22 protein-coding genes are annotated in these 23,533 nt (G+C 76.9%); 16 read left to right on the top strand and 6 right to left on the bottom strand.

Features of this window, described 5'->3' with window-relative positions; translation table 11 throughout:
• Window positions 1-8: 8 nt before the first annotated feature.
• From B8281_RS18200 to ccsB, 3 genes are read left to right on the top strand one after another with little or no spacing between them, the layout of a single operon-like run.
• Window positions 9-803 carry a cytochrome c biogenesis CcdA family protein gene (locus B8281_RS18200; RefSeq protein WP_085388850.1) on the top strand — a complete coding sequence of 265 codons (795 nt, stop codon included), beginning with the start codon at window positions 9-11 and terminating at the stop codon, window positions 801-803.
• 1 nt (window position 804) lies between these two features.
• Window positions 805-2,736 carry a cytochrome c biogenesis protein ResB gene (locus B8281_RS18195; protein WP_085388443.1) on the top strand — a complete coding sequence of 644 codons (1,932 nt, stop codon included), beginning with the start codon at window positions 805-807 and terminating at the stop codon, window positions 2,734-2,736.
• Window positions 2,733-3,764, top strand: coding sequence for a c-type cytochrome biogenesis protein CcsB (gene ccsB, locus B8281_RS18190; RefSeq protein ID WP_085388442.1), 1,032 nt, complete (start codon window positions 2,733-2,735; stop codon window positions 3,762-3,764). The genes B8281_RS18195 and ccsB overlap by 4 nt, the downstream gene beginning before the upstream one ends.
• A gap of 266 nt (window positions 3,765-4,030) precedes the next feature.
• On the opposite strand, the gene B8281_RS18185 is transcribed toward ccsB, so the two are convergent.
• Window positions 4,031-4,495, bottom strand: a complete 465-nt coding sequence (locus tag B8281_RS18185; RefSeq protein WP_085388441.1) for a PLD nuclease N-terminal domain-containing protein — start codon at window positions 4,493-4,495, stop codon at window positions 4,031-4,033.
• 31 nt (window positions 4,496-4,526) lie between these two features.
• On the opposite strand from B8281_RS18185, the gene B8281_RS18180 reads away from it, so the two are divergent.
• The gene (locus tag B8281_RS18180; RefSeq protein WP_085388440.1) at window positions 4,527-4,907 is read left to right on the top strand and encodes a DUF4229 domain-containing protein; all 381 of its coding nucleotides are present in this window, start codon (window positions 4,527-4,529) and stop codon (window positions 4,905-4,907) included.
• Window positions 4,908-4,992: 85 nt separating this feature from the next.
• Here B8281_RS18180 and B8281_RS18175 read toward each other — a convergent pair whose 3' ends face one another.
• Window positions 4,993-5,862 (bottom strand): 1,4-dihydroxy-2-naphthoate polyprenyltransferase, encoded by an 870-nt coding sequence (locus B8281_RS18175; protein WP_043660717.1) that lies wholly within the window; start codon window positions 5,860-5,862, stop codon window positions 4,993-4,995.
• An 80-nt stretch (window positions 5,863-5,942) separates the two neighbouring features.
• A complete protein-coding gene (locus B8281_RS18170) occupies window positions 5,943-7,256 on the bottom strand; it encodes an AMP-binding protein (protein ID WP_085388439.1) in 1,314 nt (437 codons plus the stop codon).
• A 95-nt stretch (window positions 7,257-7,351) separates the two neighbouring features.
• On the opposite strand from B8281_RS18170, the gene B8281_RS18165 reads away from it, so the two are divergent.
• A complete protein-coding gene (locus B8281_RS18165) occupies window positions 7,352-8,422 on the top strand; it encodes a DUF3048 domain-containing protein (protein WP_232322614.1) in 1,071 nt (356 codons plus the stop codon).
• Window positions 8,423-8,552: 130 nt separating this feature from the next.
• The gene (locus B8281_RS18160) at window positions 8,553-8,810 is read left to right on the top strand and encodes a hypothetical protein (protein WP_085388438.1); all 258 of its coding nucleotides are present in this window, start codon (window positions 8,553-8,555) and stop codon (window positions 8,808-8,810) included.
• A gap of 9 nt (window positions 8,811-8,819) precedes the next feature.
• Here the strand turns inward: B8281_RS18160 and B8281_RS18155 are convergent, their stop codons facing one another.
• A complete protein-coding gene (locus tag B8281_RS18155; RefSeq protein WP_085388848.1) occupies window positions 8,820-9,827 on the bottom strand; it encodes a 1,4-dihydroxy-2-naphthoyl-CoA synthase in 1,008 nt (335 codons plus the stop codon).
• Between the two features lie 23 nt (window positions 9,828-9,850).
• A complete protein-coding gene (locus B8281_RS18150; protein ID WP_085388437.1) occupies window positions 9,851-10,780 on the bottom strand; it encodes a DMT family transporter in 930 nt (309 codons plus the stop codon).
• 66 nt (window positions 10,781-10,846) lie between these two features.
• Here B8281_RS18150 and B8281_RS18145 point away from each other — a divergent pair, with 66 nt between their 5' ends.
• From B8281_RS18145 to B8281_RS18120, 6 genes are all read left to right on the top strand, one after another.
• The gene (locus B8281_RS18145) at window positions 10,847-12,322 is read left to right on the top strand and encodes a PLP-dependent aminotransferase family protein (RefSeq protein WP_198163092.1); all 1,476 of its coding nucleotides are present in this window, start codon (window positions 10,847-10,849) and stop codon (window positions 12,320-12,322) included.
• A 32-nt stretch (window positions 12,323-12,354) separates the two neighbouring features.
• Window positions 12,355-12,966 carry a TetR/AcrR family transcriptional regulator gene (locus tag B8281_RS18140; RefSeq protein ID WP_085388436.1) on the top strand — a complete coding sequence of 204 codons (612 nt, stop codon included), beginning with the start codon at window positions 12,355-12,357 and terminating at the stop codon, window positions 12,964-12,966.
• Between the two features lie 34 nt (window positions 12,967-13,000).
• Complete coding sequence (locus B8281_RS18135; protein WP_051028631.1) at window positions 13,001-13,720, top strand: DUF1345 domain-containing protein; 720 nt, start codon at window positions 13,001-13,003, stop codon at window positions 13,718-13,720.
• Window positions 13,721-13,791: 71 nt separating this feature from the next.
• On the top strand, window positions 13,792-14,790 hold the full coding sequence (locus B8281_RS18130; RefSeq protein WP_085388435.1) for an o-succinylbenzoate synthase: 999 nt from the start codon (window positions 13,792-13,794) through the stop codon (window positions 14,788-14,790).
• Window positions 14,787-16,673, top strand: coding sequence for a 2-succinyl-5-enolpyruvyl-6-hydroxy-3-cyclohexene-1-carboxylic-acid synthase (gene menD / locus B8281_RS18125; protein WP_085388434.1), 1,887 nt, complete (start codon window positions 14,787-14,789; stop codon window positions 16,671-16,673). Before B8281_RS18130 ends, menD begins: the two co-directional genes overlap by 4 nt.
• Window positions 16,674-16,768: 95 nt before the next feature.
• On the top strand, window positions 16,769-18,418 hold the full coding sequence (locus tag B8281_RS18120; protein WP_085388433.1) for a S1C family serine protease: 1,650 nt from the start codon (window positions 16,769-16,771) through the stop codon (window positions 18,416-18,418).
• Between the two features lie 190 nt (window positions 18,419-18,608).
• Here the strand turns inward: B8281_RS18120 and B8281_RS18115 are convergent, their stop codons facing one another.
• A complete protein-coding gene (locus tag B8281_RS18115) occupies window positions 18,609-19,976 on the bottom strand; it encodes an isochorismate synthase MenF (RefSeq protein WP_085388432.1) in 1,368 nt (455 codons plus the stop codon).
• 63 nt (window positions 19,977-20,039) lie between these two features.
• On the opposite strand from B8281_RS18115, the gene B8281_RS18110 reads away from it, so the two are divergent.
• The 4 genes from B8281_RS18110 to B8281_RS18095 all read left to right on the top strand — a co-directional run bounded on the left by B8281_RS18110 (window position 20,040) and on the right by B8281_RS18095 (window position 23,524).
• Entirely contained in the window at window positions 20,040-20,735 is a 696-nt protein-coding gene (locus B8281_RS18110) for a demethylmenaquinone methyltransferase (RefSeq protein ID WP_043653744.1), read from the top strand.
• A 394-nt stretch (window positions 20,736-21,129) separates the two neighbouring features.
• The gene (locus B8281_RS18105; protein WP_228485243.1) at window positions 21,130-22,431 is read left to right on the top strand and encodes a geranylgeranyl reductase family protein; all 1,302 of its coding nucleotides are present in this window, start codon (window positions 21,130-21,132) and stop codon (window positions 22,429-22,431) included.
• Between the two features lie 121 nt (window positions 22,432-22,552).
• Window positions 22,553-22,915, top strand: coding sequence for an NADH-quinone oxidoreductase subunit A (locus tag B8281_RS18100; RefSeq protein WP_021481795.1), 363 nt, complete (start codon window positions 22,553-22,555; stop codon window positions 22,913-22,915).
• Window positions 22,916-22,972: 57 nt separating this feature from the next.
• Window positions 22,973-23,524 carry an NADH-quinone oxidoreductase subunit B family protein gene (locus B8281_RS18095; protein ID WP_021481794.1) on the top strand — a complete coding sequence of 184 codons (552 nt, stop codon included), beginning with the start codon at window positions 22,973-22,975 and terminating at the stop codon, window positions 23,522-23,524.
• Window positions 23,525-23,533: the final 9 nt, after the last annotated feature.

The raw sequence follows: 23,533 nt of genomic DNA, 5'->3' as shown, positions 1-23,533 counted from the left end.
CGTCGAGCATCGGCGACACCTTCGCGACGACCGTGTGGAGCGGCTCGATGCTGCTCGCGGTGCCCGTCGCGGTCATCGCGGGCCTCGTCTCGTTCGCGTCCCCGTGCGTGCTGCCGCTCGTGCCGGGGTACGTCGGCTACGTCTCGGGCATGGCCGCGGCCACCACCGGCAGCGGGGGCAAGGCGTCCGGGGGCACGACGACGGCCACCCGGGTCGCGGCACCGAGCCGGGGCCGCGTGCTCGCGGGGGTCGGGCTGTTCGTCGCCGGGTTCACGCTCGTGTTCGTGGCGCTCATGTTCGCGGCGGGCGCGATCGGCGTGCACCTGGTCCGCTGGGAGGACGTCATCACGCGCGTGCTCGGCGTGGTCGTCATCCTCATGGGCTTCGCGTTCCTCGGCTCCCTGCCCTTCCTCCAGCGCGAGCGGCGCCTGCACGTGAGCCCGCAGGCCGGGCTGTGGGGGGCGCCCCTGCTCGGCATCGTGTTCGGCCTCGGCTGGACCCCGTGCCTCGGCCCGACGCTCGTTGCCGTCCAGGCGCTGTCGCTCAGCGAGGCGTCGGCGGGGCGCGGCGCGATCCTCGGCGTCGCGTACTGCCTCGGGCTGGGCGTGCCCTTCCTCCTCATCGCGCTGGGGCTGCAGAGCTCGCAGCGCATGCTCGGGTTCCTGCGCCGGCACCGTCTCGCGATCATGCGGATCGGCGGCGGGCTGCTGGTGCTCATCGGTCTGGCGCTGGTCACGGGCCTGTGGACGACGTGGACGACGTCGCTGCAGGGCTGGATCGGCGGATACGTGACGGTGGTGTGAGATGAGCCGGCGGACCGGGGAGCCCGGGAACAGCGAGCAGGCCGAGCAGGCCGAGAAGGCCGAGAAGGCCGGCACGACCGTGCGGACGGGCTACCGCCCCGAGGGCATCGACGACGCGTTCTCCGCGGGCGACGGCCCGGGGGAGCGGACGCCGTCGGGCGGGAAGGGCGGCGCGGGAGGCGACGGCGGCCCGGCGCTCCCGTCGCTCGGGTGGCGCGGTGCGCTGCGCTGGACGTGGCGCCAGCTCACGAGCATGCGCGTCGCGCTCATGCTCCTCATGCTGCTCGCGGTCGCCGCGGTGCCCGGCTCGGTCCTGCCGCAGCGCCCGCAGGACCCGGCGGCGGTGCTGCGCTACCTCCAGGAGAACCCCACCACGGGGGAGTGGCTCGACCGTCTCGGCTTCTTCGACGTCTACGCGTCGGTGTGGTTCTCGGCGATCTACATCCTGCTGTTCGTCTCGCTCGTCGGGTGCATCCTGCCGCGGACGAAGGCGCACCTGCAGGCGCTGCGCTCCCGCCCGCCGCGCACGCCCCGCCGCTTCGACCGGTTCCCCGCGCAGGGCCGCGCCGTCACGGACGCGACGCCCGACGAGGTCGTCGAGGCGGCGAGCACGCACCTGCGCGGACGCCTGTCCTGGCTCCCGACCTTCCGCGTCGACACCGGCGCCGAGGACGCGACGCCCGCCCGCGGACGCGCCGCCGCCCGGCCCGCCGCGCGGACGGTCTCCGCGGAGCGCGGGTACCTGCGCGAGACCGGGAACCTGCTGTTCCACCTGTCCCTCGTCGGGCTGCTCGTCGCGGTCGCGACCGGCCAGCTCCTGCACTACCGCGGCCAGGCCATCGTCACCGAGGGCCGCGGGTTCGCGAACGCGGTCGTCGACTACGACACGTTCGAGAACGGCGCCTGGTTCCGCCCGTCGTCGCTCGTCCCGTTCTCCATGACGCTCGACGCGTTCGAGTCGGAGTTCGCGGCCGACGCCGCCGCGTTCGCCCAGTCGCGCGACTTCACGGCGTTCGTCACGGTGCGCGACCCCGACGGCGCCCATCACGAGGAGACCATCAAGGTCAACCACCCGCTCACCGCGGGCGGCGCGAAGATCTACCTCCAGGGCAACGGGTTCGCGCCCGAGGTGACGGTGCGCGACGCCGACGGCGAGACCGCGTTCTCGGGCCGCGTGCCGTTCCTCCCGGAGGACACGATGTACACGTCGCGCGGCGTCATCAAGGTGCCCGACGTCTCGGACGGCCTCGACCAGATCGGCCTCGTCGGGTACTTCCTGCCGACGGCCGAGATCAGCGAGGACGGCGAGACGGCGGCCTCGATCTACCCGCAGCCCATCAACCCGCTCCTCGTGCTCGAGGTGTACCGGGGCGACCTGGGCCTCGACGAGGGCCTGCCCCAGAACGTCTACCGCCTCGACACCGACGACCTCACGCCGTCGGTCGACGAGGACGGCGAGCGCGTGAAGATCCTCGTCGCGCCCGGCGAGACCGTCGACCTCCCCGACGGGCTCGGCACCATCACGTTCGACTCCCTGCCGCGCTACGTGGCCCTCGACCTGCGGCACGACCCGTCGCTGACGTGGGTGCTCGTCTTCTCGCTCGGCGCCCTGCTGGGCCTCGCCGTCTCCCTCTTCACGCCCCGCCGCCGCGTCTGGGTGCGCGCGTGGCGCGAGGAGGTGCCCGGCACGGGCGACGACGACGCCCCGCGCGAGCGGACCGTCGTCGCCGTCGCGGGGCTCGCCCGGGGCGACGACGCCGGGCTGCAGGGCGAGGTCGACTCGCTTCTCGCCGCGCTCCCGGGCGTGGCACCATCGGACGAGGGCGACCTCACCTCGTCGCCGGGGCGTGCCCCGGCGGACGGCACCCGCCCCACCGGGCGTCCCGCACAGGACCCGACCTCGCGCGACCGCGCACGAAAGGCTGACCGATGACCCTCGCCGAGCTGAGCCAGGACCTCGTCTGGGCCGCAGCGACCGCGCTGACCGTCGCGCTCGTCGCGTTCGCGATCGACCTCGCGCGCCTCGCGGGCCGCGCGGACCTCGAGCGTGCCGACGCCCGGGCCGGGGCGCGCGAGCGCTCCGCGGACCGCGCCGAGGTGCTCACCGCCGCGGGTGCCTCGTCGGCCTCCCCGTACGGGCCCGGCACGACGGACGCCGCCGACGCGGACCCGGCGGACGCCGCGCCGCCGTCGCGCAAGGCCGCGAACATCGGCGTCTCGCTGACGTGGCTCGGTACCGCGCTGCTGCTCGTCGCGATCGTCACGCGCGGGGTCGCGGCCGGGCGCACCCCCTGGGCCAACATGTACGAGTTCACGCTCGTGGGCACGTTCGTCGCGCTCGCGGCGTTCCTCGCCGTCTCCCTCAAGCGCGACGTGCGCTTCCTGGGCTCGTTCGTCACGGGGCTGTCGGTCCTGTTCCTCGTGCTCGCCCAGAACGCGTTCTTCGTCGTCGCGACGGGCGTGCAGCCGGCGCTCCAGTCCTACTGGCTCGTCATCCACGTCGGGGTCGCGATCATCGCGACGGGCATCTTCACCGTCGCGTTCGTCACCTCGGTGCTCCAGCTCCTGCGCGACTCGCGCGACTCGGGCAACGCGTTTGTCGGGGCCCGCGGGTGGCGCTGGCTCGACTCGACGCCGGGCGCTCTCCAGCTCGAGGCCCTGAGCTTCCGGCTCAACGCGGTGGCGTTCGTGCTGTGGACGTTCACGATCATCGGCGGGGCGATCTGGGCCGAGCACGCGTGGGGCCGCTACTGGGGCTGGGACCCCAAGGAGGTCTGGAGCTTCGTCGTCTGGATCGTCTACGCGGCCTACCTGCACGCGCGCACGACCCGCGGGTGGTCCGGCCGCCGCGCGGCGTACTTCGTGATCGTCGGCTACGCGTGCGTGCTCTTCAACTTCACCGGCGTCAACCTGCTGTTCAACGGCAAGCACTCGTACTCGGGCCTCAACCCGGGCGACTGACCCACCGCTGCGCAGCACCACGACGCGGCGCGGCACGACGAAGGGGGCCGCCGTCCGATCGGACGGCGGCCCCCTTCGTCATGCTGCGGGCTGGGTGGCGCGAGCCTCGTGGTGCTGCGGGCTGGGTGGTGCGAGCCTCGTGGTGCTGCGGGCTGGGTGGTGCGAGCCTCGTGGTGCTGCGGGCTGGGCGGTGCGAGCGTCGTGGTGTCGCGGACTCGGCGGTGCGAGCCTCGTCGTCGCGGGAGCCTCAAGTCGCGCCGGGCGCCTCAGCGCGTCGCGTCGTCGCCGTCCTCCGAGGGGTTGCTCGCGCCGGGGCGGCGCGCGTCGCCGTCGTCGGTGCGCTCGTCCCCGGGCGTCGCGTCCGTGGCCGGAGCGTCGTCGGCGGGTGCCGGGGAGTCGTCGCGTGCCTGGCGGCGCTGCTGCTGCTCGAGCCGCCAGAGGAACTCGGGGTCGTCGTCGGGCGCGACGGGCGCGTTGCGCCGACGCCGCGTGCCCCCGGGGGCCGAGCCGGGGCCGGGGCGGCCGGCGGGGCGGGAGCGCGTCCCGGACCGCGACGCCGAGCGCTTGACGAGGATCCACGCGATGGGGCCGAGGAACGGCAGGAGGATGATGAGCACGACCCACAGCCCCTTGGGGATGCCGCCGCGTTCGTCCTCGTCGCTCGAGGCGAGGTCGACGAGCGCGTAGACGGCGAGACCGACGGCGAGCAGCGGGAGCAGGACGCGGAGCATGGCTCCAGCCTACGGGCCGTACCCTGGAGTCGTGCCTGTCGTCGTCTACTCCGTCCTGCGTCTGCTCCTCTTCGCGGTGGCGCTCGGCGCCCTCTGGTTCGCCGGCCTGCGCGGCTGGCTGCTCGTGCTCGTCGCGGCCGCCGTCGCGCTCATGCTGTCGTACCTGACGCTGAGCAAGCCCCGCGAGGCGGCCTCGCGCTACCTCGCCGCCCGGGCCGAGCACCGCGCCCGCACGGGCGAGCGGTTCTCCCGGGAGATCGAGGACGACGCGGCTGCCGAGGACGCGGCCGTCGACGACGCCGCGGCTGCCGCCGGGTCCACGGACCCCGCCGCAGCGGACGGGACGTCCCGCCCCGAGGCCGAGGCAGAAGCCGACGCGACCGGCCGCCCGGGAGCCTCCCCGGCGCGCTGACCGGGGACGCCGGAGCCGGTCCGGCCGATCCCGCCCGCCCAGAGCCGGCCCGCCCGGAGCCCGCCGGCCCCGAGCGGGCCCACGCTCAGAGCGCCAGCCCGACCCCCAGCAGGACGCCGTAGCCGAGCTCGAACAGGCCGGTGCCCGCGAGCACCGGGACGAGCAGCGGACCGCGCGCGCCCGCGACCACCGGGACGGTGAGGAGCGCGGCGGGCAGCAGGAGCACGAGCGTGCCGAGCGCCCACGGCGACGCGAACGCGCACACCACCGCCAGCAGGAGCGGCACCCAGATCATCGCGACGTAGGCGCGGCGCGCCCGGAAGTCGCCGAGCCGCACCGCGAGCGTGCGCTTGCCCGCGACGACGTCGGTCGGGATGTCGCGGATGTTGTTGACCATGAGGATCGCGCACGCGAGCAGCCCGACGGCGACCGCGCCGACCGCGGACGGCCACGTGACCACCCCGGCCTGCGTGTACGTGGTGCCGAGCGTCGCGACGAGGCCGAAGAACACGAACACCCCGACCTCGCCGAGGCCGCGGTAGCCGTAGGGGTTGCGCCCGCCCGTGTAGTACCAGGCGGCGAGGATCGCGACGGCGCCGACCGCCAGGAGCCACCAGTGGCCCGTGACCGCGCAGAGGACGAGCCCCAGGACGCCCGCGACACCGAACGCGGCGAACGCCGCGGCGCGCACCTGCGCGGGCCGCGCGAGCCCGGACGCGGTGAGCCGCAGCGGGCCGACGCGGTCGAGGTCGGTGCCGCGCACGCCGTCCGAGTAGTCGTTGGCGTAGTTCACGCCGACCTGGAGCGCGAGCGCGACCCCGAGGGCGAGCAGCGCGGGCCAGAACGCGAACCCGTCCACCTGGGCCGCGGCGCCGGAACCCACGATGACGGGCGTCGCGGCGGCAGGGAGGGTGCGCGGGCGTGCGCCCGCGACCCACTGGGTGGTGCTGGCCATGGTGCTCCGTCTCGGTCGTGCGTCTCGGTCGTGCGTCTCGGGTCGTGCTGCTCGGTCGTGCCCGGGGTGGTCCGGCCGGCTCAGCCGGGCAGGGTGCGCCCGTGCCCGACGGCGATCCGGGCCACCGCGGCGCGGTCCACCTTGCCGGGCCCGCGCCGGGGGAGGTCCGGGACGACGAGCACGCGGCGGGGTGCGGCCGCCCGCTCCAGCCTATCCGCGACGCGGCCCCGCACGGCGGCGACGAGCTCGGGCGGGGCGCTCGTCACGCCCCCGGCGCCCGCCGTGCCCGCCGTGCCCGCCGTGCCCGCCGTGCCCGCCGTGCCCGACGCGGCACCGTCGTCGCGCTGCGCGCCCGCCAGCGTGACGACCGCGACGACCTCCTGGCCCCACTCGGGGTGCGGCACCCCGACGACGCACGCCTCCCCGACGCCCCCGACCTCGCCGACCACGGCCTCGACAGCCGCCGGGGCGACGTTCACGCCGCCCGAGACGATCACGTCGTCCGCGCGGCCGAGGACGGTGAGCACCGGCGCGTCCGCGGGGCCGTCGAGCCGCCCGAGGTCGCTCGTGCGGAACCAGCGCGTGCCGTCGTCGTCGGTGCGGAACGCGGCCGCGGTCCCGTCCGGCTCCCCGAGGTAGCCGTGCGCGAGGAACGGGCCGGAGAGCTCGACGACGCCCGCCCCCTCGCCCTCGGCGTCGCCCGCCGGGACCAGCCGGACGCGCGCGCCCGGGAGGGGGACGCCGTCGTACACGCAGCCGCCGCACGTCTCCGTCATGCCGTACGTGGTGACGACGCGCGCTCCCGCGGACCGCGCGCGGCGCAGCAGCGCGGGCGGCGTCGCGGCACCGCCGAGGAGCACGGCGTCGAGCGAGCGGAGCGCGTCGAGTCCTGCGGCGCCGTCGGCGGACCCGGCGTCGGCCGCCTCGACGAGGCGGTGGAGCTGGGTCGGGACGAGCGAGACGTACCGCCGCTCGCCGCGCGGGGCGCGGGCGACGAGCGCCGCGAACCCGCCGGGGGTGAAGGGCTCGCCCGCGGGCGCGACCGTGAGGCCCCGCCCCGCGGCGTGGGCCCGCGCGACGACCTGCACCCCCGCGACGTGCGTCGGGGGCAGCGTGAGGAGCCAGTGTCCCGGGCCGCCCAGCCGCTCGTGCGTCGCGGCGCCCGACGCGCGCAGGGCGTCGGCGCCGAGCAGCACCTCCCGGGGCGCGCCCGTCGAGCCCGACGTGCGCAGCACGAGCGCGGTGCCCGCGGGGACGTCGCCCGCGGCCGGTCCGGAGCCCGGGGGGCGGGGGAGCAGCGGGACGGGCGCGACGGGCGGGCCGTCGCCGTCGAGCGCGGCCCCGACCGCCGCGACGAGGGCGTCCAGATCGGCGGGGACGACGGCGCGGTTCACCGGATCAGCCTAGGTCGGGTCGTACCGTGGCCGAGGACACAGGTCCGTCGTGGTGCCGGCACGGGCAGGGGCCCCGGGCCGTCGGGAGGTCGAGGGTGACGAGGACGGGACGAGGAGTCCGGGGGAGCGCGCTCGCCGCGGTCCTGGTGGCGGCGGTGGTCGCGCTCGCCGGGTGCGCGGGCGAGCCGACGGCGCCGAGCACCACGACGGTCGAGCCGGACGCGTCGGGCACCAAGGGGGTGCCCCCGACACCGGACGTCCCCCTCGTGTGGCCGCTCACGGGCGTCGCGGCCGACGAGGTCGCGGACCGGCCGGCGCTCGCGGTGAAGATCGAGAACGCGCCCCAGGCGCGCCCGCAGACCGGGCTCGAGCAGGCGGACGTCGTGTGGGAGGAGGTGGTCGAGGGCGGCATCACGCGCTTCGTCGCCGTCTACCACTCGCAGGTGCCCGAGAGCGTGGGCCCCGTCCGCTCGGTGCGGCCCATGGACCCGGCGATCGTCGCGCCGCTGCACGGCGTCCTCGCGTACACCGGCGGGCAGCAGCCGTTCATCGACGCCGTGGGTGCCGCGGGCGTCCAGTCGGTCGTCATGGACGAGGGCGACGACGGCTTCACGACCACGCGCGCGCGGCGCGCCCCGCACAACGTGTACGGCAGCCCCGAGGCGTTCTGGGCCCAGGCCGACGACGACCGCACGTCCCCGCCGCCCGCGCAGCTCGTGTTCGCGCGCGAGCCCGGGACGGCGACCGCGACGGTCGCGGGCGCCGCGGCCACCCGGCTCGACGTGCGCCTCACGCACGCGAGCCGCGCGGTGTGGGAGTGGGACGGCGGCGAGGGCCGCTACGTGCGCAGCGAGGGCGACCGCCCGGCCGTCTCCGCGGACGAGGTGCGGCTGTCGGCGACGAACGTCGTGCTGCTCGCCGCGCCGATGGTGGACACGCCGTTCAAGGATCCGGCGGGGGTGCCGGTCCCCGAGACGCAGCTCGTCGGGACGGGCGAGGGCGTCGTCGCGAGCGGCGGCAAGCAGGTCGCGGTGACGTGGTCCAAGGAGGGCGTCGAGGCCCCGCTCGTGCTCAGCGGCGCCGACGGCGCACCCGTCGAGCTCGAGCCGGGCGCGTCCTGGATCGAGCTCGTGCCCACGGGGTCCGGGAGCTGGACGGTGGGCTGACCCTCCGCCGTCGGGCGGACGACGTCCTCCCCACGGCGTACGTCCGCTCCGCCCCGAGGGGGACCGCCCGCCGCACAGGTCGAGCCGCGGGGCCGACGCGCCGAGGGGTCCCGGGCGGCACCGTGGAGTCATGGCAACCGTCGTCCCGCACCCCGTCCACCCGTCCCAGCCCCGCACCCCCTCCGAGGACGCCCCGCAGCGCGCGGACCAGACCCCGCTCCCGCCTTCGTACGCGCCGCGTGCGTCGCGCGACGACGAGCCCGGCGTCGCCCGCTCGGCCGCCCCGGTCGTCGTCTCCGTCGGGCTCCTGTTCGGCCTCGCCGTCGCGGCGGCGTTCGTCGGGCGCGGCCTCATCGAGATGCTGACGAGCCTCGTCGGCGGCTCCTGAGCCGGCTCGTCAGAACGCGTAGCCGAAGCGTCCCCAGTCCGGGTCGCGCCGCTCGAGGAACGCGTCGCGGCCCTCGACGGCCTCGTCCGTCATGTACGCCAGCCGCGTGGCCTCGCCCGCGAAGACCTGCTGCCCCATGAGCCCGTCGTCCGCGAGGTTGAACGCGAACTTCAGCATCCGGATCGCCTGCGGCGACTTCGTCGCGATCACCCGCGCGTACTCGATCGCGAGCGCTTCCAGGTCCGCGTGGTCCGCGACCTCGTTGACCGCGCCCCACGCGTACGCGTCCTGCGCGGAGTACTCCCGCGCGAGGAAGAAGATCTCCCGCGCGCGCTTCTGGCCCACCTGCCGTGCGAGGTACGCCGAGCCGTAGCCCCCGTCGAACGACCCGACGTTCGCGTCGGTCTGCTTGAACCGCGCGTGCTCGCGGCTCGCGATCGACAGGTCCGCGACGACGTGCAGCGAGTGCCCGCCGCCCGCGGCCCAGCCGTTGACGACCGCGACCACGACCTTCGGCATCGTCCGGATGAGGCGCTGCACCTCGAGGATGTGCAGGCGCCCCGCGCGGCCCGGGTCGACGGCGTCGCGCGTGTGCACGTCCCCGCCGCCGTCGGGCGCGGTCGTGTACTGGTAGCCGGAGCGCCCGCGGATGCGCTGGTCGCCGCCCGAGCAGAACGCCCACCCGCCGTCCTTGGGCGAGGGCCCGTTGCCGGTGAGGAGCACGGTCCCGACGTCGGACGTCATGCGCGCGTGGTCGAGGACGCGGTACAGCTCGTCCACGGTGTGGGGCCGGAACGCGTTGCGCACCTCGGGCCGGTCGAACGCGACGCGGACCACGGGCAGGTCCCGCACGACGGCGCCGTCGGCGTCGCGCTCGACGCCGCGGTGGTAGGTGAGGTCGGTGAGCGCCTCGAAGCCGTCGACCTCGCGCCAGGCGCGGGGGTCGAACGTCTCGGAGACCTGGCGGGGGAGCGCGTGCTCCCGGCGCGCGGGGGCGCGGCTCGCGTCGTCGGGCACGGCGGGGGTGGGGTCGGTGCTGCTCACGCCCGCCACGGTAGCCGGTGCGCGAGCGGGCGGCGTGCGCGCGCCGGGGCGAGGCCGAGCACGAGGCCCGCCCCGACGACGAGCGTCCCGACGACCGACCGCGCGGTCGGCTCCTCGAACCCGAGCACGACCGACGCGACGAGCGCCGCCACGGGCAGCAGGCCCGCGAACAGCCCGGCGCGCGCGGGCCCGATCGTCGCGAGTCCGGAGTACCAGAGGAGGAACGCGACGGCCGTGACGACGACGGCGAGGTACGCGAGCGCGGCGAGCTCGGCGCCGTCGGGCACCGCGAGGAACGGGCTCCCCGACACCTGCTGCCGCACGAGCCCGAGCACGGCGAGCTGCGGCACGGCGAGGACGCACGCGTAGGCGGACACGCGCAGCGCGCCGAGCGTCGGCAGGAGGGGGACGGCGAGGAGCGAGAAGCACACCTCGCACGCGAGCGCGCCGAGCGCGAGCGCGACGCCGACGGGGTCGCCCGCGCCGCCGCCCTCCACGACCACGACCCCGGCGGTCACCACGACGGCGGCCGCGAGGGTGCGGACCGCGAGCCGCCGGGCCCGTAGCGCCCCCGCGGCCGCGAGGACGACGGGCGAGGCGCCCACGACGGCCCCGACGAGCGACGGGTCGGCGCGGCCCGCGCTCTCGACGACGAGGACGCTGAAGCCGACGAGCCCCGTGGCCGCGAGCGCGGTCAGGCGCCCGAGCGCGCGCGGCGAGGGGAGCACCCAGGGGACCCGGCGCACGGCGAGGACGGCGAGCAGGACGAGCGCGGCGACGGCGTAGCGCGCGGCCTGGCCGCCCAGCACCGGGAACCCGGCGAGGGCGGCGGACGCGACGAACGACGAGCCGACGATCGCCATGCCGGCGGCGCAGCGCAGGTCGCCGGTCCGCCGGCTGCCGGGACGGTCGGGTGCGGGAGTCATGCCTCGACCGTAGGAGTCGGCTGGACCAGGGTGCAGGGCCAGGTCGTGCCTGGTTCACTGGGCCAGATGACGACCCGGCTCGCGCCCGACGCCCTGCTGCTCGCGCTCGGTCCGCGCCCCGCGCGCGACGTCGGCCGCTGGCTGCAGGACGGCCTGCGCGCGGCCGTCGTCGAGGGGCGGGTCGCGGCGGGCACGGTCCTGCCGTCGGGCCGGGACGCCGCCGTCGCGCTCGGGGTGTCGCGCGGCACGGTGACGACGGCGGTCGACGTGCTCGTGGGCGAGGGGCTGCTCGTGTCCCGGCCGCGGTCGGGCGTCGTCGTCGCGGCGCTCCCGGCGGCGCCGTCCGCCCGGGGCGCGGTGCTGCTCGGCGAGGCGGGCTCCGGAGCCGCCCGGCCCGGCGCCGCGGCGGCCCGGCCGGTGAGCGTCGGGACGCCGGACCCGGCGCTGTTCCCCCGGACCGCGTGGGCACGCGCCGTCCGCGACGGCCTGCGCGGGCTTGCCGACGCCGACCTCGGCTACCCGGACCCCCAGGGCCTGCCCGCGCTGCGCGCGGCGCTCGCGGAGCACCTGCGCCGCAGCCGCGGCGCGCACGTGAGCGCCCGCGACGTCGTCGTGGTGAGCGGCGTGGCCCAGGCGCTCGCGCTGCTCGCGCGGCTGCTCGCCGCGGGCCGGGTGGCGCCCGGGCCGGGGCCACGGCCAGGGACAGGGACAGGGCCCGTCACGGTCGCCGTCGAGGACCCGTCGTCGCGGGGCGCGCTCGAGCTCCTGCGCGACGCGGGGACCCGCCCCGCGGGCGTGCCCGTCGACGCCGACGGGCTGCGGACCGACCTGCTCCCCGAGGACGCGCGCGCCGCGCTCGTGACGCCCGCGCACCAGTTCCCGCTCGGCGTCGTGCTCGCCCCGGCGCGCCGTCGTGCGCTGCTCGCGTGGGCCGCCGCGGGGGACCGCCTCGTGCTCGAGGACGACTACGACGCCGAGCTGCGCTACGACCGTCGGCCCGTGGCATCGGTGCAGCCCCTGGACCCCGAGCGGGTCGTGCTCCTCGGCTCCGTCTCCAAGCTCCTGTCGCCCGCGCTGCGGCTCGGCTGGGTCGTCGCGCCGCCGCGCGTCGTCGGGCCGCTCGTCGAGGCCAAGCGTCACGCCGACCTCGGTACGTCCGTCCCGGAGCAGGCGGCGCTCGCGGCGCTCCTCGGCTCCGGCGCGTACCAGCGGCACCTGCGCCGGGCCCGGGTCGTCTACCAGCGGCGGCGCCGCGCGCTGCTCGCCGCGCTCGGCGAGGCCCTGCCCGGCGTCACGGTCGGGGGCGTCGCGGCGGGTCTCCACCTCGTCGTCCCGCTCCCCGGCCCGGCGGCCGAGGACGCGGCGGTCGACGGGCTGCGCGCGGCCGGCGTCCCCGTGGAGCCCCTGAGCGGGACGGGCGTCGAGCGCGTCGAGCCGACCGAGCACGGCGTGGTCGTCGGCACGGCGCGCGTGCGCGAGCCCGACGTCGCGCGGGTCGTCGACGCGCTGCGGGCGGCGGGCGCGGGACGCCCGCCGGCCTGACGAGCGCGCGGCCGGTGCCCTACGGTGTGCGGGTGGGGACGACGCCGACCGAGACCGCCGACCGACGACCCGCACCGCGGCGCCAGGCGCGCGGTGTCGCGCGCCGGGACGCGATCGTCCGCGCCGCCGCGGACCTCATCCTCCAGGACGGCCCCGCGGCGGTGACCCACCGCGCCGTCGCGACGCGCGCCGACGTCCCGCTCGCCGCCACCACCTACTACTTCACCGGCCTCGACGACCTCATGGGGGCGGCCGGCGAGCTCATCGTCACCGGGTGGGCGGAGCACGCGCACGGCGCCGCCGAGCGCGCGGCACAGGGCGGGGACCGGGCTCGGGAGGACGCGCGCGTCCTCGTGGACGCCGTCCTGCCGCCCGGCGGGGAGAGCGAGCTGCGGGGCTTCTACGAGCACCTCGTCGGCGCCGGCCGCTACCCGGCGCTCGCCCGGGCCTACGGGATGGGTCGGCAGGGTCTGGACGACGCCGTCGCGCAGCTCCTCGCCGTGCGGGGCCTCGGCCACGTCGCGGCGTCGCTCCTCGTCGCGGTCGTCGACGGCGCCGCCGTGAGCGCGCTGAGCGAGGGACGTGACGTGCGGGCGCTCGCGGTCCGCCTCGTCGGCGAGCTCGTGGCACCCGGACCGCGCTGAGGACGGGCGCCGCCGCCGGGTAGCCTCCCGGCCCATGACCCGACGCCCGTCCACCGCCCGACCCGCCCTGCGCGACCGCCTCGTCCCCGAGACCACGCGGACCCTCGTCTCGACCGTCGTCGCGCTCGTGACCGGCCCGGTCGTCGTGCTCCTCGCGGAGGGCCCGCTCGGCCTCGACGACCGGACGGTCCCCGTGGCGGCGGGCCTCCTCGTGTGGGTCGTGCTCGCCGGGCTCTCCTGCACGCTGACGTGCGTCGCGTTCGCCGGGCGCCGCGGCCCCGAGCTCGAGCGGGCCCTGCTGCGAGCGCACCCCGACGGGCGCGGCCGCGTCCGCACGCTGCTCCTCGGAGGAGGGTCGACCGCGTGGTCCGTCCAGTTCGCGGTCATGGCGCTGCTCGTCGGGTTCGCCCTGGCCCAGGGCGTCGCGTGGGCCGCGGCCCCCGCGCTGACCGTGCTCGGCGTCGCGGTCATCGTCGTGTCGTGGGTCGCGGTGCTCGTGTCCCACACCGTGCACTACGCCCGCCGCGACGTCGCGGCCGGCGACGGCCTCGGGTTCGCTTTCCCCGGCGAGGGACCGCGCGCCTACGCCGACTACGTGTACCTCGCGGCGGGCGTGAGCACGACCTTCTCGACCGCCGACGTCACGGTGCTCGACTCCGTCACGCGCCGGATGGTCACGACCCACGCCGTCGTCGCGTTCGCGTTCAACGCCGTGATCGTCGCCCTCGTCGTCGTGGTGCTCGTCAACGCGTGAGGGCCGCGCGCTGCGGCCGTGCCCGCGTCGGTGCCGCGGGCCGACGACGACGCGTGGCATAGCCTGGGCGCGTGCCCGACTCCCGCGCCGTCGTCTACCGCACCCGACTCACCACCCGGTTCCGCGGGCTCGACGCGCGCGACGGCGTCCTCCTGCGCGGAGACGCCGGCTGGGGCGAGTTCTCGCCCTTCTGGGACTACGACGACGCCGAGTCCGCCTCCTGGCTGCGCGCCGCGCACGAGGCGGCCGACGACGGCTGGCCCGCCCCCGTCCGCGACCGGGTCCCCGTGAACGTCACCGTCCCCGCGGTCGGGCCCGACCGCGCCCGGGAGCTCGTCGCCGCGTCCGGCGGGTGCCGCACCGCCAAGGTCAAGGTCGCGCAGCGCGGGCCCGACGGCACGCTCGAACCCCTCGACGCCGAGGTCGCGCGCCTCGAGGCCGTGCGCGACGCGCTCGGCCCGGGCGGTCGGGTGCGCGTCGACGCGAACGGCGCCTGGGACCCCGAGGAGGCGCTGCGCCGCCTCCCGCACCTCGACCGCGCGGCGGGCGGCCTCGAGTACGTCGAGCAGCCGTGCCCCGACGTGGCCGGTCTCGCGGCCGTGCGGCGCGGCCAGCGCGGCGACACCGCCGTGCCCGTCGCCGCGGACGAGTCGATCCGGCGCGCCGAGGACCCGCTCGCCGTCGTGCGCGCGGACGCGGCCGACGTCGTGGTGCTCAAGGTGCAGCCGCTCGGCGGCGTGCGCGCGTGCCTCGACCTCGCCGAGCAGGTGCGGCTGCCCGTCGTCGTGTCGTCGGCGCTCGAGTCGTCGGTCGGCATCGCCGCGGGCGTCGCGCTCGCCGCCGCGCTCCCCGCGCTGCCGTACGCGTGCGGCCTCGCGACCGTGAACCTGTTCGCCGCCGACGTCGTGGCCGCGCCGCTCGTGCCCGTCGACGGGGCCCTGCCCGTGGCCCGCCCCGCGCCGAGCGCGGAGGCGCTCGCGGCGACCGCGCCCGACCCGGGCACCGACCGGCGGTGGCGCGCGCGGCTCGACCGCGTCGCCGGCCTCGTGGCCGCCGGGGGCGTGCGATGAGCGCCGCCCCCGACCCGCTGCTCGACGGCCTGGACGCCCAGCCGCCCGCCGTGCGCAGCGCGTTCGCGCTCGTGCACCGCCTCGCGCTCGAGGGCGTCGCGGACGTCGTGCTCGCCCCCGGGTCGCGCAGCGCCCCGCTCGCGTACGCGCTCGCGGCGGCGGCCGAGCTCGGCCACCTCACGCTGCACGTGCGCGTCGACGAGCGCGCGGCCGGGTTCCTCGCCGTCGGGCTCTCGCGCGGCGCGGGGCCGCTCGTGCGCGGCGGCGTCGCGCTGCCCCGGCCCGTCGCGGTCGTCACGACGTCGGGGACGGCCGTCGCGAACCTGCACCCCGCGGTGCTCGAGGCGCACCACACGGGGGTCCCGCTCGTGCTGCTCACCGCCGACCGGCCGCACGAGCTGCGCGGCACGGGCGCGAACCAGACGACCCACCAGGCCGGGATCTTCGGCCCCGCGACGCGGTTCGCCGCGGACGTCCCGGCGCCCGACGGCCGCCCGGGCGAGGTCCGCGACCTCCTCGCCGTCGCGGCGCGCGCGCTCGCCGAGGCCGTGGGCGCACGTTCGGGGCACCCCGGCCCGGTGCACCTCGACCTCGCGTACCGCGAGCCGCTCGTGCCCGTCGGCCTGCCCGGCACCCCTCCCGACGCCGCGCTCGCCGGGCCCACCGCGCCCGCCGCACCCGACCCGGACCTCCCCGGTGTCCGCCCGGTCGTCGTCGTGCCGGCCGCCTCCGCGGTTGTGCCGACCGCCGTCGCGCCGGGCGACGTCACGGAGCCGCTCGGCACGCCGGTCGCCCCCGTCGCGCTGCCGGTGCCCGGCGAGCGGACGGTCGTCGTCGCGGGCGACGGCGCGGGTCCCGTCGCGCGCGACCTCGCCGAGGCGCGCGGTTGGCCGTTGCTCGCCGAGCCGTCGTCCGGGGCGGCGGGCGGCTCGCGCCTCGTCGTCGCGCACCCGCTCGTGCTCGGGGTGGACGCGCTCGTGGACGACGTGGAGCACGTCGTCGTGCTGGGGCGGCCCACGCTCTCGCGGCCGGTGCAGCGGCTGCTCGGGCGCGGGGACGTCGCGGTGACCGTCGTGGCACCGGGCTCGCGCCCCTGGCCCGACGCCGCGCGCAACGCCTCGACCGTGCTCCCCGTGGTGCCCGCGGGGTGGCTCGAGCCCGCGTCCGCCACGGGCTGGGCCGAGCGCTGGCAGGCGGCGTCGGCCGCGGCGGCGGCCGTCGTCGCGGCGGCGACCGACGGGGCCCGGACCGACGGGCCGAGCGTCGCGCGCGCGGTCGCCGCGGCGGGCGGCCCGGACGACCTGCTCGTGGTCGGCTCGTCGAGCCCGGTGCGCGACCTGGGCCTCGTGCTCGGCCTCGACGGGCCCGGCCCGCGCGTGCTCGCCAACCGCGGGCTCGCGGGCATCGACGGGACCGTGTCGACGGCGCTCGGCGCGGCCCTCGCGACGGGTCGTGGCCACCGGCGCACCCGCGCGCTGCTCGGCGACCTCACCTTCCTCCACGACGTCGGCGGGCTGCTGCGCGGACCGGGCGAGCCGCACGCGGACCTCCAGCTCGTCGTCGTGAACGACGACGGCGGCGCGATCTTCGCGGGGCTCGAGCCCGGGGCGCTGGGGGAGTCGTCCGAGAGCGCGCGCCGCACGTTCGAGCGCGTCTTCGCGACGCCGCACGGCGCGCACCTCGCGCCGCTGTGCGCGGGGTACGGGGTGGACCACCAGCTCGTCCAGGACGTCCCCTCGCTGCGGCACGCGCTCGCGGCACCGAGCCACGGCGTCCAGGTCCTCGAGGTGCGTGTCGGGCGCGCGGAGCGCCGTCGCGAGAGCCTGGTCCTGGCGGACGATGTCCGGGCGGCGGTGCGCGCGTCGCTGTCCTCGGGCGGCTGAGGGGCGCGGAAAAACTCGCAGCGGACTCCCAGGTTCGTTCAAGCGTCGTTCAAGCGCGGCGGTGTGAAGTAGTGGGCAGAAGAAGGAGGCCCACCATGACGAACACCCCGGGCACCGAGCCCACCCCCGTCCCGACGCCCGACGCCACGCAGCCGCTGCCGGCCGCGACCGCGGGCGAGCACGCACCGGTCCGGCCGTCGGCGCACCCGACCGGCCACCCGACGCAGCCGCTCCCGCCGCACCCGGTGCAGCACCTCACGACGCCGCAGCCCGCCCCGACGGGCCACGCCACCGCACCCGCGGGGCACACGCCCACCGCGGCGCCGGCGAACCCGTACGCGCGACCCGCGCAGGGCGCGCCCGCCCCCGGCGCGCACACGCCGTCCGGCAGCTTCGGCCCGCCGCCCGCACCGCCGGCCCCGGCCACCGCCGGGGAGAGCGGCGCCCCGCAGCGCCGCCGCACCTGGGTGCCGGTCGTCAGCGCGGCGGCCGCCGCGGCGCTCCTCGCGAGCGTCGGCACCGCCGGCCTCACGGGCGCGTTCGGCGCCGACCAGGACTCCGCGTCGCTCGCCGACGTCGGCCAGCAGCACGAGACGTCGGCCGCGCCCGTCGCCGACTCGTCGTCGCAGAACCCCGACTGGGAGGCCGTGACCAAGGCCGTCGCGCCGTCGGTCGTGGCGATCCAGGTCCAGACCCCGCAGGGCGGGGCCGAGGGCTCGGGCGTCATCATCGACGACAAGGGCCACGTGGTGACGAACAACCACGTGGTGTCCGGCGCCGAGAACGACACCGTCCAGGTCACGCTCAGCGACGGCCGCCTGTTCGACGCGAAGATCGTCGGGCTCGACCCGGCGACGGACCTCGCCGTCGTGCAGCTCGTCGACGCCCCCGACGACCTCCAGCCCGCGACGCTCGGCGACTCCGACGACGTGACCGTCGGCGAGTCGGTCCTCGCGGTCGGCAACCCGCTCGGCCTCGCGAACACGGCCACGACCGGCATCGTGTCGGCCGTCGACCGCCCGGTGTCCGCGTCCGGCGAGGGCGGCGGCACGTCCGTCGTCACCAACGCGATCCAGATCGACGCGGCCATCAACCCGGGCAACTCCGGCGGCCCGCTGTTCGACGCGCAGGGCCGGGTCATCGGCATCACGTCGTCGATCGCCACGCTGTCGAGCGGCGGTGGCCAGTCCGGCTCGATCGGCCTCGGGTTCGCCATCCCGGTGAACCTCGCCAAGACGATCGGCCAGCAGCTCGTCGACAACGGCACCGCGGAGCACGCGTTCCTCGGCGTGACGCTCGCCGACGCGACCGCGACGGCCGACGGCGTCACGCGCCGCGGCGCCGAGGTCCAGGAGGTCACCGACGGCTCGCCGGCCGCCGACGCGGGCATCCGCTCGGGCGACGTGATCGTCGCCATCGACGGCCACCCGGTCGGCGGGGCGGAGTCGCTCACCGCGTTCGTGCGCGAGCGGGCCGCGGGCGCCGAGTCGAAGCTCACCGTCGTCCGCGACGGCAAGACGCTCGAGCTCGACGTCACCCTCGCGACGCGCCCGGCGGACGACGAGACCACCGGCCAGGGGTCGCAGGACGGCCAGGGGCAGACGCCGGGCCAGGACGGCCAGGGGCAGCTCCCCGGCCAGGGCGACCAGGGCGGCCAGCAGGGCGACCAGGGTCAGCAGGGCGACCCGACCGACCCGGGCAACGTCCCGAACCCGTTCGACTGGTTCTTCGGCGGCCAGGGCTGAGCTGGCGCCGCACCCCGTCCCGCCACCTCCTCTGACCGTGGCGGGACGGTGGGCCGTCGGGGACGTCCCCGCCCCGGCGGCCCACCGCACCGAGCGGCCGGCACGGATCTCCGTGCCGGCCGCTCGTCGTCGTCCGGGGGTCTCTCGTCGGGGGCCTTCCGCCGGGGTACGGGCGCGGGGCGGTGGGGCGTCAGGCGTCGCCGAGCGCGTAGCGCATCGGCTCGAGCTTCGCCTCGGACTCGGCGACCTCGGCCGCCGGGTCGGACGCCGCGACGATGCCGCACCCGGCGAAGAGCCGCACCGAGCGCGGGTCGGTGCCCGACAGCTCGGCCGAGCGCAGCGCGATGCCCCACTCGCCGTCGCCGTCGGCGCCCAGCCACCCGACCGGGCCGGCGTACCGGCCGCGGTCCATGCCCTCGATCTCGCGGATGAGGTCGCGAGCGACGACCGTCGGTGTCCCGCACACCGCCGCGGACGGGTGCAGCGCGGCCGCGAGCGCCAGGCTCGTCGGCCCCGCCGCGGCGCCGCCCGACGCCCCGGGCGCGCTCGCGCCGCGCGCGAGGACGGCCGTCACGTCGGACGCGAGGTGCATGACGTTCGGCAGGTGCAGCACGAACGGGGAGTCGGGGACGTTCATCGACGAGCAGAACGGGGCGAGCGCCTGCGCCACGGACCGGACGGCGTACTCGTGCTCCTCCAGGTCCTTCGACGACCGGGCGAGCTGCGCGGCCCGCAGGAGCGCCTCGTCGTCGGACAGGCCGCCGCGCCGGATCGTGCCGGCGAGCACGCGGGACGTCACGAGGCCCTTCTCGCTGCGGACGAGCAGCTCGGGGGTCGCGCCGACGAGCCCGTCGACCGAGAACGTCCAGCACGCCTCGTAGGCGGAGGCGAGGCGCGCGAGCAGCCAGCGCGGGTCCACGGGCTCGCTCGTGTGGGCGACGACGTCGCGCGCGAGCACCACCTTCTCCAGCGCGCCCGAGCGGATGCGCTCGACGCCTTCCGCGACGACGGCGGCCCAGTCGTCGGCGCCGAGCGCGCCGTCGTGCCAGGCCACCGCACCCGGCGCGCGCACGGGCTCGCGCGGCGTGCGGCGCAGGGCGTCCGTGGGGGAGGAGGACAGCGAGCCGGCGGTGTCGACCGTCGTGAGCCACGCGTGGCCGTCACGTCGCCCGACGACGACGCGCGGCACGACGAGCACCCCGCCGGCCCGGACCGGGTCGTGGGCGTCGTCGCCCGGCGCGGAGTCGTCGAACGCGAACGAGCCGAACGCGACGGGGCCCGTGCCGGGCAGGCCCACCTCGTCGCGCACGACCGCGCGCGCGAGCGTCTCGTGCCACGCGGCCTCGGCGTCGGCGAACCGGCCGGGGCCCCACGTCTCGAGCCGCAGCGCCTCGCCCCAGCCGACGATCCCGTCGCCGCGGCGCACCCACGCGAGGGGCCGCGTGTCCGGCAGGAGGTCGACGAGGGCGTCGAGGCCGCCGGGCAGGTCGGGGATCCGGGTGGTCCTCACGACCAGCGGGTGGGGCTGTGCGGCCGTGGCCGACGGTTCTGCGCTCATCGCCTCCCAGCGTAAGCCGCGGCGGTGCGACCGCGGGCGCGGGGACGTGGAAGCATGGGCGCCATGCCCCGTGCCAACCTGGACAAGAAGCCCTCCGAGGTCGCGTCGATGTTCGACGGGATCGCCTCCCGGTACGACCTGACCAACGACATCCTGTCGCTCGGGCAGGACCGCGCGTGGCGCCGGGCGACGGTCCGCGCGGTCGGCGCGCTGCCAGGCGAGAAGGTCCTCGACCTGGCGGCCGGGACGGGCACGTCCTCGGAGCCGTTCGCCGACGACGGCGTGCGCGTCGTCCCGTGCGACTTCTCCATCGGCATGCTCCAGGTCGGCAAGGAGCGCCGCCCGGACCTCCCGTTCGTCGCCGGGGACGCGACGCGGCTCCCGTTCGCGGACGGCACGTTCGACGCGGTGACGATCTCGTTCGGGCTGCGCAACGTCGTCGACACCGAGGGGGCGCTGCGCGAGATGCTGCGCGTCGTGCGGCCGGGCGGGCGCGTGGTGATCTGCGAGTTCTCGACCCCCACGTGGGCGCCGTTCCGCGTCCTGTACCAGGAGTACCTGGTCCAGGCGCTGCCGCGCATCGCCTCGGCGGTGACGCGCGAGGGCGGGTCGTACGAGTACCTCGCCGAGTCGATCGCCGCGTGGCCGGACCAGCAGGGCCTGGGTCGTCTCCTGCTGCGCGCGGGCTGGGAGAAGGTCGCCTACCGCAACCTCTCCGGCGGGATCGTCGCGCTGCACCGGGGCGTGCGCCCGGCCTGACGCCACACCAGGACGAGGCCCCGCGCGTGCCGCGCGGGGCCTTCTCGGCGACCCCGGCGGCGCGCGGCCGCGTCGGCACGCGTGCGCGGCGCTGACCTGGGACGACGGTGCCCCGGGCGGGCGCGGACGCGCGGGAGGCTAGGCCATCGTGGCGCCGGCCCCCTTGCCCGCGAGTCCTCGTCCCCAGGGTCGGGTGTCGCCGCGTGCCGGGACCTTCGTCACAGGATCTCCCAGGGAAGGGTCGCCTTGCTACACATCTCCCGTCCGGAGTGACTAGAGTGGCGGTGTCCATTGTGACCGACTTCACAAGGACAGTGGGTGCACCGTGTCCCGAGCCGGGCCACGGTGGAGCATCGCACGAGGACTCCGACGACGGGACGGCGAGGTGGGCACGGTGGGCGCGAGGCTCGACGACGCCGACGTGATCGTCGTGGGCGCCGGCCCGGCCGGTTCCGCGGCCGCCCACTACTGCGCCGCCGCGGGCCTGAGCGTCCTCCTCCTCGAGAAGTCGGCGTTCCCGCGCGACAAGATCTGCGGCGACGGCCTGACGCCGCGCGCGGTCGCCGAGCTCGTGCGCATGGGCGTCCCCACGCGCGCCGAGGACGGCTGGATCCGCAACCGCGGGCTGCGCGTCGTCGCGAGCGGCCGCTCGTGGGAGCTCGCGTGGCCGGACCTCGCGTCGTACCCCAGCTACGGCATGGCCCGCGCGCGCCACTCGTTCGACCGCACGCTCGCCGAGCACGCGCAGCGCACCGGCGCCAAGCTGCTCGAGCGCACCGCCGTCACCGGCCCCGTCCTCGACGAGCGCACGGGCCGCGTCGTCGGCGTCACGGCGCGCCCCGTGGACGAGAAGGGCCGGCGCGCCGGGGACGAGGTCACCTACCGGGCGCCCGTCGTCATCGCGGCCGACGGCGTCTCGTCCCGCTTCGCGCTCGCCCTCGGCCTCGCGCGGCGCGAGGACCGCCCGATCGGCGTCGCCGTCCGGACCTACTTCCGCACGCCCCGCCACGACGACCCGTGGATGGAGTCCCACCTCGAGCTGTGGGACGGCAAGCCCCGCGAGTCGAACCTCCTGCCGGGCTACGGCTGGATCTTCTCGCTCGGCGACGGCACGGCGAACGTCGGCCTCGGCTCGGTCAGCTCGACGCCCGCGCGGCAGTCCGCGGCCAACGTCGACTACAAGGACCTGTTCGCCACCTGGATGCGCAACGCGCCCCCCGAGTGGGAGTTCACGGAGGAGAACCGGCTCGCCCCGGTGCGCGGCGCGGCGCTGCCCATGGGCTTCAACCGCACGCCGCTGTACACGCGCGGCGTGCTGCTCGTCGGGGACTCGGGCGGCATGGTGAGCCCGTTCAACGGCGAGGGCATCGCGTACGCGATGCAGGCCGGGCGGGCCGCGGCCGACGTCGTGGCCCAGTCCCGCGTGCGCCTCACCGACGCGGGGCGCGAGCGTGCGCTGCAGACGTACCCGCGCCTCATGCGGCGCGAGCTCGGCGGCTACTACACGCTCGGCCGGTACTTCGTGAAGCTCATCGAGCACCCCGAGATCATGCGGATCTGCACGCGCTACGGGCTCCCGCGCCCGGTCGTCATGCGGTTCGTCCTCAAGCTCCTGTCGGACTGCTACGAGCCCCGCGGCGGCGACTGGGTCGACCGCGTCATCGCCGGGCTGACCAGGGTGGTGCCATCGTCATGAGCCCACGAGGTGGGCCGGCACCCGCGCACCACGCAGCGCCGGCACTCGCACCACCTGACCGCGGACCCGGACGACGCCGTCCGGGGAGACCCGTCCCGAGCCCCCACTCGAGGAGTCGACGATGACCAACCCGTACGTCCCGCTGCTCGTCCTCATGGGCGTGGCCGCCGTGCTCGCGCTCGGCGGCGTCGCCGCGAGCGCGGTCATCGGCCCCAAGCGGTACAACCGCGCCAAGCTCGACGCCTACGAGTGCGGCATCGAGCCCACGCCCCACGCCGTCGGCGGCGGGCGCTTCCCGATCAAGTACTACCTCGTCGCGATGACGTTCATCGTCTTCGACATCGAGGTCGTCTTCCTCTACCCGTGGGCCGTCGACTTCGCGACGCTCGCGACGTTCGGGCTGGTGGCGATGCTCGCGTTCCTCGCGCTCATCACCGTCCCGTTCGTCTACGAGTGGCGCCGCGGCGGCCTCGAGTGGGACTGACGGTGGCACCCAGCGGGGGCCCCGGCGGGCACCGGCGAGAGAACTAGGAGAGACACCATGGGGATCGAGGAAGCTCCCTCGGGCTTCTTGCTCACCACGATCGAGGACCTCGCGGGGTACCTGCGCAAGGCGTCGCTGTGGCCCGTGACCTTCGGCCTCGCGTGCTGCGCCATCGAGATGATGGCGGCGGGCGCGTCGCGGTTCGACCTGTCGCGCTTCGGCATGGAGGTCTTCCGCGCGTCGCCGCGCCAGGCGGACCTCATGATCGTGGCCGGGCGCGTGAGCCAGAAGATGGCGCCGGTCGTGCGGCAGGTCTACGACCAGATGAGCGAGCCCAAGTGGGTCCTGTCCATGGGCGTGTGCGCGTCGAGCGGCGGCATGTTCAACAACTACGCGATCGTCCAGGGCGTCGACCACGTCGTCCCGGTGGACATCTACCTGCCCGGCTGCCCGCCGCGGCCGGAGATGCTCATCAACGCGATCCTCGCGCTGCACGACCAGATCCAGCACGAGCCGCTCGGCGTGAACCGCAAGGAGGCGGCGCGCGCCGCCGAGGCGGCGGCGCTCGAGGCGACGCCCACGTTCCAGATGAAGGGGCTGCTGCGGTGACGGACGAGA

The sequence above is a fragment of the Cellulosimicrobium sp. TH-20 genome, assembly GCF_002105775.1.
Taxonomy (GTDB): domain Bacteria; phylum Actinomycetota; class Actinomycetes; order Actinomycetales; family Cellulomonadaceae; genus Cellulosimicrobium; species Cellulosimicrobium funkei.
Note: the sequence above shows the minus strand (reverse complement) of the source record. Positions and strands in the feature narration are given on the sequence as shown.